Source organism: Pantoea sp. X-Soil-TKNS-1211 (assembly GCF_059730495.1).
Genome location: NZ_AP035953.1, coordinates 399,761 through 413,527, shown reverse-complemented (window position 1 = coordinate 413,527; position 13,767 = coordinate 399,761). Strand labels below are relative to the sequence as shown.

The window sequence follows — 13,767 nt, the reverse complement described above, 5'->3', positions numbered from 1 at the left end:
ACAGCAAAAGGTGACTTATGTTACAGCAACATTTTTCCGTGTTGATGTCCTTGTACTATAAGGAAAGTGCAGAAAATCTGGATAGTTGTTTTCGTAGTCTGGAACAGCAAACCCTTCAGCCAACAGAAATTGTTCTGGTGATGGATGGTCCAGTGGGTTCATTACTGGAGTCCGTGGTTTCACGTTGGGAAAGTTTACTTCCCATCCGACGGGTCCAGCTGGAAAACAATATCGGGCTGGGGTTGGCGCTGGCTGAAGGGATGAAACATTGCTCCTATGAATACATTGCCCGAATGGATACCGATGACATATGTCTTCCTCATCGATTCCAGCGGCAAATGGCCTATATGGCAGAAAATGGCGATGTGGCGTTATTGGGAGCCTCCGTGATTGAGTTTGATGAGGAAGGTCAACATCGACTTAAACGTTTACCGGAACTGCATGATGACATTAAACAGTTTTCACGTTTCAAAAACCCGTTTAATCATATGAGCGTGCTGTTTAAAAAATCCGTAGTGGAAAAAGTTGGGGGCTATCAACACCATCTCTTTATGGAAGACTACAACCTGTGGTTAAGAATAATCGCAGGGAATTTCACCACCCATAACTTAACAGATATTTTGTTGAATGTGCGGGCAGGCTCTGGCATGTTGAAGAAGCGCAGAGGTTTTAACTACATTAAAAGTGAAGTGTCTCTTTTTAACTTAAAACGTAAATTGAAGACAGCATCAATAGCTAACAACCTTGCGGCTTTTCTTGTTCGGGTATCCACCCGAGTTGCACCAGAGAAATTTCTTGAGCTTCTGTATCGTGTAGACAGAGCTAAAGTTTAAATTATTACCTTATCCCATCATACTTATTTTTATATATTAAAATTTTGTTCTCGCAGGCGATTCCTGTGAACAGGATTAATTGTCATCCGATGTAAGGTGAATCATGATAAACATCATTCATAGCCTCAAACTAACATTGTCAGAAATTAAGATGAATCCTGGCATCAAATCGAAGTTGGTTGTACTTCTGTATCGCATGGCGTCTTTACACGCTAAACGAGTACGTGTGTTTTACCCCGTCACGCTTGCTTTTGTTATCCTGCATAAATTCTTTAATGAATTTATGTTCGGCGTTGAGATTTCCTATCGGACCAAAATTGGTCACGGATTTATTGTCTGGCATGCTTACTCAGTCATCATTAATAGTGGTTGCGTGATTGGGAAAAATTTCAATATCCGACAATGCTGTACCGTCGGAGGGAATAAGCTGTCTTATCCTAAACACTTTGTGATTGGTGATAATGTTTCTATGGGTGTTAACTCCTGTATCCTCGGCGATGATATTGAAATTGGTCATAATGTCATTATTGGTGCCGGTGCCATTGCGATGACCAATATTGCCGATGATCACTACGTGGTCGCACAGAAACCCTTTATCAAAACCCGTAAGTTTCAAACTGATTCTGTTCGCGTAGCCTGAAAGGTATCTCAGAATGAAGTTTATCTATGTTGATCCCTCGGCGATGGCTCAGGGTAACGGGAGCCGGGAAAAACCCTGGCGTTCGATGGATGAAGTCATCGCATCCGGGGTTATCCATCCGGTCACCGTGTCCATCAAACGTGGCACGCATTTCACCTGGTCCTATATCAGCCAGAATCCATTAGCCTTTTTCTTCAATCGCTCCGGCACGCAGAGCGTTCTGACGTCCTATGGCGAAGGTGCTTACCCTGTCTGGTATCCTAAAGACGCCGCGACACGTCACACCGATACGATTTTCCAAAATTTTAATATCAACTCCTTACAGCTTTCCTCTCCTCCCGGTGAACAACATACTGGCGGTTATTTGTATGGTTCGCTCAGGGGGGATGCCAACGGTATTTGTAATCTGGAGATTCACCACATTGATTTTATTGGTGATCCGGCAGCGATCTCGGGTTCTGCTCCCGCCAAAGAAGTCGCCTGTGTCCACCTGATGGTAAAAGAGCGGACCAATATCGCTCACAAAATATTTATTCATGATATTTATGGCGATAATATTAATTGCGGCATATTCATTCGTGGCAATCTTAATCTTTCCGATCCTGGCACCTATTATGGCGATCAAAGAAAGAGTTATGGGGTGCGTATCCTTGATGTTTCATTCACCAATATTGTTAACTACGGTGTTTTATTGTCTGGCGTGGCGAGTAAAAATAAAAACCGCGATATTCGGGGTGATGAATGGGAGTCTGGCTGGGATAATATTTATTACTCGTCCTATCGCACCAATGTCTATAACCCGATAAAAGATCCGCATGCCTGGACCACCGCTCGAGCTGATGTCCCGTTGTGGATGTCGGCGTGCGCTTACGCCACCGGGCAGAATTTTGAGGTGCACGGTTCCGGCCCTGCCGCCCCCGATCGCTATGCCTTAGATTTGGATTTTCACTGCAATAATTGCCTGTTACGCTGGGGTTACCTGACCAACAATGCGAAATCGTTGATGTTCGTTCAGGGCCCCTTCTCTTACAGTTGGTATCATGCTAACGGCTATAAACCACTCAGTGATGATATCTATACGCTTTACCACACCCAGGGTCTGGGCTGTGTGGATAATGTGATTGAATACATTGTTTCCTATAACGATGGCGTAGCCCGAACACAACGCACCGAAGATATTTACTGGAAAAAAGCCTGTTGTTTTCTTTATTGCTATAACAACGTGGTGCGCAATTGCCTGTTCATTGACACCATTTCACAAGCTAATGATCATATTCTTTATTGCAACCCACACAAAGAGGACAATCCAGCCGCCCTTTCCATGACGCTGGAAAATTGTATTTTTTACTGGAAACACCGGGACAATTCCGATCTTATCAGCCCTGCAGAGGTGTCTGAATTTGGCACATTGCTGACCAAATATGCCTTCAAAAATTGCATCTTCTTTTCAGAAGCCTGGCCATCCGACGCACCCGCCGCCTTGCCGGGTGTAGCCACCCACGATTTGCGCTATGTCGATCCTAAATTCCGCTTTACCGTTCCCCTGGTCCCCCCTGCGGGTATGAAAGAAGCAAAAAATATCCTGCAACTTGCCAGTGATTCACCGGCACTAAAAACCGGAGCAACCAATATCAGCCCGGATGTCTGGGGTAAAGCGGGCAATAACATTGGCTGGCAACAGCAATCGACAGCGCTGTAGCCATCTACAGGCGGAGAGACATCATGACCCTTTCAAGAAGACGTCTTTTGCACTGGGTTCTTCCTTCGACACTCCTGGCGCTGTTCTCCAGCCGAAGTTCGGCGTCCAATTCCACTCCCCATCCCTTACCTGGCGTTCCTCAACCAGAAAAGTTAGGCGCTGAAATTGGCAAAGATAATGGGTTCAAACTGATTGGGGGTTTCTTTGCCGGTGAAGGCAAGCAAGTCGTGGGCAGCGGAGCATCGTCAGTATTTGACCGGGTAAAACAGCGAGGACAGTTTGATGTCGTGCAAGGCGTGTCAGATCCCAAAGGGATAGCGGGATTAACCTTTGGCGGGGCAGATAACCGCGGTGCTTTAATTATGGATGAACGCGGACGTCTTCAGACTTATGCGTCGAAAGAGGGGAAACCCACGGCGGCCAGAGTGGCTATTCCGTTCAGTGAACCCTATGGGCAAGGTGTCGCTGGCTGGAATGGCAGCATATTGCGCTTACCCTTCGCCGGTGCTGAAGATGATACGCTGCATTCTTCGCTGATCTTCCTGCCCAAGGCAGACGGTTCTGCGGACATGTATATTGCCGGACCTGGGCAATATACCGACTATGGCGCACCCTATGCGGGATCGGGCGTCGTCGCACCACGTGCCTTAACGGATAAGGATTTAATCCCGCCATTGAGGAAGGGAAATGTGCAGCCCACCACCTGGGTCAGCCAGCCGAGTTGGGTGGCGTTATTCACCCTGAAAACCGGTATAAGAAGTTCAGGTCCAAACTTTACGGGACTCTATATCTCCGGGGGAACCCTGGCAGAGTCAATCTATACCTATCTTATTCAGTGTAATGACATATTTGTCTCATCGCTCAATACCGCGACCGCAAAGCATGTATTACGTATCACCAATTTACGTGATCCATCGGATTACCGGCATGACATCTCAAACCTGACGCAATTCGGCTACGTCTACAACGCAACGGACAGTACGCTGACCGTCTATGCCAAAATTGCCGCACGCAGTGAAGGCGCAACATTCATTCCACTGCGCTATGCCGAGGCGGGTAATTCCGGGGCGGAGAAAGTCATTATCAACCCTTCGGATGATCGGCAACTCACCAGAGAGCCTGAAGGCATTGTGTATGTTGAGACTGAAAATTCCTTAACATCAAATACCTACGTTCCTCTCAATGATGGACGTGTGGTGAAAACCTCCGGGGCAGTAATCCGCATCACTGACGCCATCGCGGACGCTACCCGTTCGCCGGTACAAGATGCGTTTAAACAGAACGATAACTTTAGCGCGGTTAACCGCGGCTACGCGCAGTCCGGTATATTTACCGTCACCAAAGAAGCGACGGGAAAATATAAAATCACCGGCGCATCCATCGTCACGCAAAAATCTTTATGGAAAATCAGTAATCCGGCGATCGCGGGCGGAGCAGGCATCCAGAACCTGATGGCCACCATCGAGTCTGACTCTGCCAATACGATTGGCATCGGCATCAGGGCGCTGAAGTATACCCTGAGCAGTTCAGATGGCACCATCACTGCCGCCCTCGGTGACTATACCGATATTCCGGCTGACAGCTGGGTCGATATCCACACCAGCCTGCAATGAAAGGTATCAGTGTAATCGCGCTGGCACCTTACATTAACGCAATGGTGCCTCGCGTAACGCCTGGCGGATAAAACCGTTGCTGTGGCGCAGCAGCGCCTGCGCCTCTTCCACCTGCAATCCCGCCAGTACCATTACAATCGCGGTTTTACAGTGCCCCTGACAGGCCGCCAGCGCCTGCTGAGCCGTGGCGTCATCGCATTCTGTCGCCTGTTTGACGATGTTAATCTGACGCTGTACCAACTTCTGGTTGGTGGCTTCTACATCCACCATCAGGTTGCCATACACCTTACCGCTGCGGATCATCGCGCCCGTGGTCAGCATATTCAGCACCAGCTTCTGTGCCGTCCCCGCTTTCATGCGCGAGGAGCCAGTCACCACTTCCGGCCCCACCACCGGTGTCAGTGCCACATCCGCCACCTGTGCCATGGCGCTGTTCGGGTTGCAGGTTAACGCGGCGCAAAAGGCACCCTGCTGTTTCGCATAATCAAGCGCACCCAACACATAAGGCGTGCGACCGCTGGCGGCGATGCCCACCAACACATCGTTGCCACTGAACTGGATGTCGCGCAAGTCCTGTGCCCCCTGCTCAACGTTGTCTTCCGCGTTTTCCACCGCCTGCAAAATCGCGGTGTGTCCGCCCGCGATCAGGCCAACCACCTGGCTGCGCGGAGTACCAAAGGTCGGGGGGCATTCACTGGCGTCGAGAATGCCAAGACGGCCCGAGGTCCCGGCTCCGCAATAGATCAGACGACCGCCCCGGCTAAAAGCGGCGGTGATGGCATCCACCACCTCGGCAATCTGCGGCACAATCGCCTCCACCGCCAGCGCGACTTTCTTGTCTTCATCATTAATAACGCGCAGCATCGCTTCCGTCGACAGCTCATCAATATGCTGGCTGGCCGGGTTACGCCCCTCAGTGATCATCTGGCTGAGATCGATTTTCATACAGGCTCCGGTGAAAGAATAATTTATTCGCGAAACTATATATCAAACTGAATTGTTAATTCACCTGCTGAGAAGGGAAATTTTTGCGTTTTGCGCAGAGCAAGTAGAAAAAAAACCCGCCGGGTGGCGGGTTTGCGGTCAAATCATTACGCAGCGGGTTGCGTACGCAGCTGTCGTTCGTAAGCCGCAGCTTGCTCGGTATCGAACTGGTTTTCCCAGCGGGCAATCACCAGCACCGCCAGCGCGTTACCGATCACGTTCAGCGCAGTACGCGCCATATCCATGATGCGGTCAACACCAGCAATAAACGCCAGACCTTCCAGCGGTATACCAACACTTCCCAGTGTCGCCAGCAACACCACGAAGGAGACGCCCGGCACACCGGCAATCCCTTTCGAGGTCACCATCAGCGTCAGTACCAGGATGATTTCATCGGTCAGCGACAGGTCAATGCCATACAGCTGAGCAATAAAGATTGCGGCAATGCTCTGGTACAAGGTCGAGCCGTCGAGGTTAAATGAATAACCGGTAGGCACCACAAAGCTTGTGATGGCCTTAGGTGCACCGTAGGCTTCCATCTTCTGCATAATGCGCGGCAACACCGTTTCCGAGCTGGAAGTGGAGTAAGCCAGAATCAGCTCGTCTTTCAGAATGCGCATCAGGGTAGTGATACGCAGTTTGCAGAAGCGCGCCACTGCACCCAACACCACAAAAGCGAAGAACAGAATCGCCACGTAGACCAGCAGCACCAGTTTGGCGAGCGGCCACAGCGAGGCAAAGCCAAAGTTGGCAATAGTGACGGCAATCAGTGCAAACACGCCGACCGGTGCGTAACGCATGATCATATGCGTCACTTTGAACATGGTTTCAGAAACCGAACCGAACAGTCCCACCAGCGGATCACGATGTTCCGCAGGCAATGACGACAGCCCCAGACCAAACAAGACCGAGAAGAAGATAATCGGCAGCATGTCACCTTTCACCAGCGAGGCAAAAATGTTCTGCGGGATCAGTGACAGGATGGTGGTCACCAGGCTGTGCGGTGCACCCTGTACCGCCTGGGTTGTGGCTTCATATTTAGAGATGTCCACCGTTACCAGCGTTGACATATCAATGCCGCTACCGGGTTGGAATACGTTGGCCAGCGTGATGCCGACCACAATGGCAATGGTGGTGATCACTTCAAAATAGACGATGGTTTTGACACCAATACGTCCGAGTTTTTTCGCATCACCGACGCCAGCAATGCCAACAATCAATGAGGAAACCACAATCGGCACCACAATCATCTTAATCAGATGAATGAAGATGTCGCCCGCTGGGCTGAGAATATTGGTGATTAACCATTCACGATCGTCCGGCTGATTATGCAGTACCGTACCGACCACCACGCCCAGAATCAGCGCAATCAATATCTGCCATGCGAGGCTGAGTTTAAAACCTTTCATAACGCGTTATTTCCTCAGTTAAAACCCCTTTGCTCTGCTGCGAAGGTGCAGAAGACGATACACACAGGGAAGTGAGCAAAAGCCCGATAAAATAGAGGGTTATTATCGACTGCATCCGGTACGACCTTGCGCGCATTTTGCACGCGTCCTGTGATGCAGCCTGAGTGGATACTGGCTTGCCAGGGGCGAGATAAGTACCATTTTCACTACGGTAAATGCAACCCCTGGCGGGTTCGCTTAAATCTTATCCGTCGTTGTAGCATAAAATGCTGATGTCGTGAGAGAACCATAACCCGCTGTTATGAAAAGTTTTAATTCGATAATTTTCCGCATAGCTATGCAGAATTGCCTAAAAAGCCATCGGGCGCGTTTGCCGATATTTTGTTCAGGTTTTTCTCAGAGTTGGCGCGCAGCGCGCCGTAGTTGCACCTGAGTATTCTGTGATATTTGCCGGCCGAATACCCACAGGCTTAGGCCGTGATCCAGTCTGCAAAACCGAAACAAAGCCGCAGAGCCGGGCTTCAATTAACTATTGATTGACATATGATTAACATCTTCAAGGAGGTCAGCCATGAGCCAAATTCACAAGCATCCCGTTCCTGCTGCGATTGCCGAAAACGCCCTGATTAATGCAGAGCAATATGCAGCGATGTATCAACAGTCGGTTGACGATCCCGAAACCTTTTGGGGTGAGCAAGGCAAAATTCTCGACTGGATTACCCCGTACACTCAGGTGAAGAACACCTCTTTTGCACCGGGTAACATCTCCATTCGCTGGTATCAAGATGGCACGCTCAACCTGGCGGCCAACTGCCTTGATCGCCATCTGCAAACGCGTGGCGACCATCCTGCCATCATCTGGGAAGGTGATGACGCCAGCGAAAGCAAAACCCTGACCTTCCGTCAGTTGCATGCTGACGTGTGTCGCTTCGCCAATGTGCTCGGTAGCCTCGGTGTGAAGAAAGGCGATGTGGTCGCCATCTATATGCCGATGGTGCCTGAAGCCGCGATCGCGATGCTGGCCTGTGCGCGGATTGGCGCGGTGCATTCCGTGATTTTTGGCGGCTTCTCACCGGAAGCCGTAGCTGGACGCATCATCGACTCGAACGCCAAACTGGTGATCACTGCTGATGAAGGCATCCGCGCCGGGCGTGGTATTCCACTGAAGAAAAACGTCGATGACGCACTGAATAACCCGAATGTCACCAGCGTGAAGAACGTGGTGGTCTTTAAACGCACCGGTAAAGATACCGGCTGGCGTGAAGGACGTGACCTGTGGTGGCATGATCTGATGGCTGACGCAGCCGATCAGCATCAACCGGTAGCGATGAATGCGGAAGATCCGCTGTTTATTCTGTATACCTCCGGCTCCACTGGCAAACCGAAAGGCGTGCTGCATACCACCGGAGGCTATCTGGTGTATGCCGCCGCTACCTTTAAGTATGTGTTTGATTATCACCCGGAAGATGTTTACTGGTGTACCGCTGATGTGGGTTGGGTCACCGGTCACAGCTACCTGATTTATGGTCCGCTGGCGTGCGGTGCCACCACGCTGATGTTTGAAGGCGTGCCGAACTGGCCGAAGCCGAGCCGCATGGCGGAAGTGGTGGATAAACATAAAGTTACCCTGCTCTACACCGCGCCGACGGCGATTCGGGCGCTGATGGCCGAGGGTGATAAAGCGATTGAAGGCACCGATCGCAGCAGCCTGCGCATTATGGGTTCGGTCGGTGAGCCAATTAACCCGGAAGCCTGGGAGTGGTACTACAACAAGATTGGTGATGGCCGCTGCCCGATCGTCGATACCTGGTGGCAGACTGAAACCGGTGGTTTCATGATCACCCCACTGCCAGGCGCTACCGAGCTGAAAGCTGGCTCTGCGACCAAACCTTTCTTCGGCGTGCAACCGGCGCTGGTTGATAACGAAGGCAATACGTTGGAAGGCGCGACGGAAGGCAATCTGGTGATTGTCGATTCGTGGCCGGGACAGGCACGTACCCTGTTTGGCGATCATGAACGATTCGAGCAGACTTATTTCTCCACCTTCAAGAATCGCTATTTCAGTGGTGATGGCGCACGCCGTGATGAAGATGGTTACTACTGGATCACCGGGCGTGTTGATGACGTGCTGAACGTCTCCGGTCACCGTCTCGGCACCGCTGAGATTGAATCGGCGCTGGTGTCGCATCCGAAAATTGCTGAAGCGGCGGTGGTCGGCATCCCGCATAGCATCAAAGGTCAGGCGATCTATGCTTACATTACACTGAACCACGGTGAGGAACCGTCGCCGGAGCTTTACACCGAAGTACGTAACTGGGTGCGTAAAGAGATTGGCCCGATTGCCACCCCAGACGTGCTGCACTGGACCGACTCGTTGCCGAAAACCCGCTCCGGCAAAATCATGCGCCGTATTCTGCGCAAGATCGCCACCGGCGATACCAGCAATCTGGGTGATACGTCGACGCTGGCCGATCCTGGCGTAGTGGAAAAATTGCTGGAAGAGAAACAGTCAATAAAAATGCCGTAAGGAATAATACCCGACGGTGAGGTTCAGCCTGTCCCCTCAGGCTCCTCGCCGTCACCGCTGCCCTCCGTCGTACTCGTCAACATCGCACTTACTAAATAATTAGAACATTCAGCCAGTTACCATCACTTTTTCGTGAGGTTACTGCCTGCCTTGCCTCTGGAGAAACTGTGATGAACGAAGCCGTAAACCAACAGGAAGCTGTGTGGCAACAAATCGAGAGCAATCCACGTTTTCAGGAACTGGTGCATAAACGCCAGGCCTTTGCGCTGGTGCTCAGTCTGATCATGCTGGTGTTATACGTCGGTTTTATCCTGCTGATCGCCTTCGCCCCCGCCTGGCTTGGTACGCCGCTCCATCCCGGCACTAACGTTACGCGCGGTATCCCCATCGGCGTGGGTCTGATTGTGATCTCCTTTGTGCTGACGGGGATTTATGTCTGGCGTGCCAACGGCGAGTTTGATCGCCTGACCAAACAGATTCTGCGCGAGGTGAAATCATGAAGCGTCTGCTCCCACTGCTCCTCGCCGCCGCACCGCTCAGTGCCGTCGCGGCCGATGCCATTACCGGTGCGGTGCAAAAACAACCGACCAACTACGAAGCCATTATTATGTTTGTGGTGTTCGTTGCCGCAACGCTGGGGATTACGTACTGGGCTTCCAAACGTACCCGCTCCCGCAGCGATTATTATACCGCTGGCGGTAATATCACCGGCTTTCAAAACGGGCTGGCGATGGCGGGCGATTATATGTCGGCGGCCTCGTTTCTCGGGATCTCTGCGCTGGTCTACACCTCCGGTTATGACGGCCTGATCTATTCGCTCGGCTTTCTGGTGGGCTGGCCGATGATCCTGTTTCTGATTGCGGAGCGTTTACGTAACCTCGGTCGCTATACCTTTGCCGATGTGGCCTCCTATCGCCTGGAGCAAAAACCGATTCGTACCCTCTCCGCCTGTGGCTCGCTGGTGGTGGTGGCGCTCTATCTGATTGCGCAGATGGTCGGTGCCGGTAAGCTGATTCAGTTGCTGTTCGGCCTCAATTACCATGTCGCCGTGGTGCTGGTGGGTATCCTGATGGTGATGTATGTCTTGTTCGGCGGCATGCTGGCAACCACCTGGGTGCAAATCATCAAAGCAGTGCTGCTGCTGTTTGGCGCAACTTTTATGGCAATCATGGTGATGAAAACCGCAGGCTTCAGTTTCAACACCTTGTTTACCGAAGCGATGGCGGTGCACCCGAAAGGCGCGGCCATTATGCAGCCGGGCGGGCTGGTGAAAGATCCGGTATCAGCACTGTCACTCGGACTCGCCCTGATGTTCGGTACGGCCGGTTTACCGCATATCCTGATGCGCTTCTTCACGGTGGCCGATGCTCGTGAGGCGCGTAAAAGCGTGTTCTGGGCTACCGGCTTTATGGGCTATTTCTACTTCCTCACCTTTATTATCGGCTTTGGCGCGATTTTGTTGGTGGGGGCCAACCCGGCGTTTAAAGATGCCAGCGGTGCGCTGATTGGCGGCACCAATATGGCGGCGGTACATCTGGCGGATGCGGTGGGCGGTAGCCTGTTCCTCGGCTTTATCTCCGCCGTGGCGTTCGCCACCATTCTGGCGGTGGTCGCCGGGCTAACGCTGGCGGGTGCTTCAGCGGTCTCCCATGACCTGTATGCCAGCGTGATCCGCAAAGGTCATGCTACCGAGCGTGAGGAGCTGCGCGTCTCCAAAATCACCGTAGTGGTGTTGGGCGTGGTAGCCATTGCGTTGGGCATTTTGTTCGAGAAGCAGAACATCGCCTTTATGGTCGGCCTGGCGTTCTCCATCGCTGCCAGCTGTAACTTCCCGATTATTTTGCTGTCGATGTATTGGTCAAAACTGACCACGCGCGGCGCGATGATTGGTGGCTGGTTGGGCTTACTGACGGCGGTGGTGCTGATGATCCTTGGACCGACCATCTGGGTGCAGGTGCTGGGAAATGCTGCGCCGATTTATCCGTATGAATATCCAGCGTTGTTCTCGATACTGGCGGCGTTTATCGGCACCTGGCTGTTTTCCATTACCGATCATTCGGAACAGGGTGCCATCGAGCGTCAGCGCTTCCGTGGGCAATTTATTCGTTCGCAGACCGGCGTGGGGATTTCGCAGGGAAAAGCGCATTAAACATAACAACCTGGCCGCCTGGCGGCCAGGTTTCAAACTCAGAAGCGCAGTGACGCACCCACATACGGACCATCGGCCAGCACGTTATCTTTGCGGCTGCCTTTGTTGTTCAGCTCGATATACTGATAACCCACACGTACGTTCAGCAGCGAGATCGGGGTGAAGCTCAGGCCGCCTGACACTTCCTGGTAGCTGTCGAGGTGATCAGAGAAGGATTCCGGCGCGTAGTAGTAACCGCCATACAGGCCCCACATGCTGTTGAAGTTGTACTGTGCACCCGCACCCACTGCCACGGCAAAACCGTCTTTGCCATCTTCCGGGTGAGTAAACAGCGCTTTCGCCGTCGGTGCCAGACGCAGGTTACCAAAATCAACGTTGTAACCCAGACCCAGACCGTAAGTGCTGCCGTCGTGATCGCTGCGCAGCCAGTTGCCGTTGAGGAACAGACCCGGTGAGGTGGTACCGAGACCAAGGTTGAGGTTGGTGGTGTGTTCACCCACGTCAACACTGCCCTCAATCGCCTGCGCGCCGCTGCTCAACAGAGCCAGACCCAGTACGCTTCCTGTAACAAGTTGCTTTAACATGTAATTCCACTCCATGAAGGACAATCAATTCGGCGGAAAGGGTAAACAGCCAGACGGCAGGAAACAACTTTATTTGGCAAGCTTTACGTAAACAGGAATGACAAGAACGTGCAAAACGGCCCCTACGGGCCGTTGATCAGGCAAATTACACCTGCCACATCAAATGTCCCAACAACGGGGCGAGAATCACCGTCACCACGCCGGACAGCATCATCACCAGGCTGGAGACTACCCCTTCCTGCTGACCGATCTGGTAAGCACGTGCCGTACCGGCACCGTGCGAAGCCGCGCCGAATCCCGCGCCTTTTGCCACACCTTGTTTAATCGCGATGCGCAGAAACAGGAAATCCCCCACCGCCATACCAAACACCCCGGTGATCACCACAAACAACGCCACCAAATCCGGCTGACCGCCAATGGGTTTCGCCGCCGCCAACGCAAACGGCGTGGTGATGGAACGCACCGCCAGACTACGCTGGATAGATTCTGGCAGCGTGAGCAAACGCGCCAGCCACACCGAGCTACACACCGAAACCAGCGTCGCGGTCGCCACTCCGAGGCTGAGCGATAACCAGTGACGTTTGATAATCTCCTGGTTCTCATACACCGGCACCGCAAAGGCCAGTGTTGCCGGCCCAAGCAGCCACAGCAGCCAGTGGCTTTCTGCGATGTAATCCTTCCAGCTCACGTGGGTGATCAGCAGCAGCACCACCAGCACCAGCGGCGTCATCACCAGTGGCATCAGCAGCAAAGTGCGCCAGCGCTGGTACAAGCGTTTATTGAGGTAATACACCAGCAACGTCAGCACCAGACAAATCAGGCTGATAATCAGGTCATTCATGACGCGCCTGCTTACGCGCCGCGCGCGCCATTTCAAAACGGTAAACGCGATCGACCACCAGCGAGGTGGCTGCCAACACCAACAGGGTGCTGATGCCAATCACCAGACAGATGCGCCAGCCCTCGCTGCGCAACAAATCGCTATAGTTCACCACCGCCACCACTGCCGGGACAAAGAACAACAACATCTCGGCCAGCAACCAGTTGGCTCCCGCCTTGACCCAGCGCAGCGGTATCACACGCGTCATAATTAACAGCAACAACAGTAACATGCCGACGACATTCGCGGGCAGCGGCAAATGCAACCAACCCACCAGTTTATCGCTGGCGATAAACAATCCCACGTACAGCACCAACTGTAGCGGGACGAAAACACGTTGCAGGATGTCCGTTCTGCGCGGACTCAATGCGAACGCCATGTTCCTCACTCCCCCGTAAATAAATCAGGTATTCAGTATAAAACGCAGACAGAGTGTGAAAAAAATGAAT

12 protein-coding genes are annotated in these 13,767 nt (G+C 52.4%); 7 read left to right on the top strand and 5 right to left on the bottom strand.

All coding sequences use genetic code 11. The features are described 5' to 3' along the window. Positions 1-17 precede the first annotated feature (17 nt). The 4 genes from AC6I8W_RS01830 to AC6I8W_RS01815 all read left to right on the top strand — a co-directional run bounded on the left by AC6I8W_RS01830 (position 18) and on the right by AC6I8W_RS01815 (position 4,785). Positions 18-833 carry a glycosyltransferase gene (locus AC6I8W_RS01830; RefSeq protein WP_497836738.1) on the top strand — a complete coding sequence of 272 codons (816 nt, stop codon included), beginning with the start codon at positions 18-20 and terminating at the stop codon, positions 831-833. A 103-nt stretch (positions 834-936) separates the two neighbouring features. Next, positions 937-1,473, top strand: coding sequence for an LbetaH domain-containing protein (locus AC6I8W_RS01825; RefSeq protein WP_497836737.1), 537 nt, complete (start codon positions 937-939; stop codon positions 1,471-1,473). An 85-nt stretch (positions 1,474-1,558) separates the two neighbouring features. After that, the gene (locus AC6I8W_RS01820; RefSeq protein WP_497836736.1) at positions 1,559-3,172 is read left to right on the top strand and encodes a hypothetical protein; all 1,614 of its coding nucleotides are present in this window, start codon (positions 1,559-1,561) and stop codon (positions 3,170-3,172) included. Between the two features lie 23 nt (positions 3,173-3,195). Further along, a complete protein-coding gene (locus AC6I8W_RS01815; RefSeq protein WP_497836735.1) occupies positions 3,196-4,785 on the top strand; it encodes a hypothetical protein in 1,590 nt (529 codons plus the stop codon). A 33-nt stretch (positions 4,786-4,818) separates the two neighbouring features. Here AC6I8W_RS01815 and murQ read toward each other — a convergent pair whose 3' ends face one another. Both murQ and gltP read right to left on the bottom strand, forming a co-directional pair. Beyond that, the gene (murQ, locus tag AC6I8W_RS01810; RefSeq protein ID WP_497836734.1) at positions 4,819-5,730 is read right to left on the bottom strand and encodes an N-acetylmuramic acid 6-phosphate etherase; all 912 of its coding nucleotides are present in this window, start codon (positions 5,728-5,730) and stop codon (positions 4,819-4,821) included. A 146-nt stretch (positions 5,731-5,876) separates the two neighbouring features. Further along, entirely contained in the window at positions 5,877-7,178 is a 1,302-nt protein-coding gene (gene gltP / locus AC6I8W_RS01805) for a glutamate/aspartate:proton symporter GltP (protein WP_497836733.1), read from the bottom strand. A 571-nt stretch (positions 7,179-7,749) separates the two neighbouring features. Here gltP and acs point away from each other — a divergent pair. The 3 genes from acs to actP all read left to right on the top strand — a co-directional run bounded on the left by acs (position 7,750) and on the right by actP (position 11,854). Further along, positions 7,750-9,705, top strand: a complete 1,956-nt coding sequence (gene acs / locus AC6I8W_RS01800) for an acetate--CoA ligase (protein ID WP_497836732.1) — start codon at positions 7,750-7,752, stop codon at positions 9,703-9,705. Between the two features lie 170 nt (positions 9,706-9,875). Beyond that, positions 9,876-10,205, top strand: a complete 330-nt coding sequence (locus AC6I8W_RS01795; protein WP_497836731.1) for a DUF485 domain-containing protein — start codon at positions 9,876-9,878, stop codon at positions 10,203-10,205. After that, a complete protein-coding gene (gene actP / locus AC6I8W_RS01790; protein WP_497836730.1) occupies positions 10,202-11,854 on the top strand; it encodes a cation/acetate symporter ActP in 1,653 nt (550 codons plus the stop codon). The genes AC6I8W_RS01795 and actP overlap by 4 nt, the downstream gene beginning before the upstream one ends. Positions 11,855-11,892: 38 nt before the next feature. Here actP and AC6I8W_RS01785 read toward each other — a convergent pair whose 3' ends face one another. The 3 genes from AC6I8W_RS01785 to AC6I8W_RS01775 all read right to left on the bottom strand — a co-directional run bounded on the left by AC6I8W_RS01785 (position 11,893) and on the right by AC6I8W_RS01775 (position 13,697). Then, the gene (locus tag AC6I8W_RS01785) at positions 11,893-12,438 is read right to left on the bottom strand and encodes a YfaZ family outer membrane protein (protein WP_497836729.1); all 546 of its coding nucleotides are present in this window, start codon (positions 12,436-12,438) and stop codon (positions 11,893-11,895) included. A gap of 145 nt (positions 12,439-12,583) precedes the next feature. Next, the gene (locus tag AC6I8W_RS01780) at positions 12,584-13,279 is read right to left on the bottom strand and encodes an LrgB family protein (RefSeq protein ID WP_013507519.1); all 696 of its coding nucleotides are present in this window, start codon (positions 13,277-13,279) and stop codon (positions 12,584-12,586) included. Further along, positions 13,272-13,697 (bottom strand): CidA/LrgA family protein, encoded by a 426-nt coding sequence (locus AC6I8W_RS01775; protein ID WP_480367460.1) that lies wholly within the window; start codon positions 13,695-13,697, stop codon positions 13,272-13,274. Before AC6I8W_RS01775 ends, AC6I8W_RS01780 begins: the two co-directional genes overlap by 8 nt. Positions 13,698-13,767: the final 70 nt, after the last annotated feature.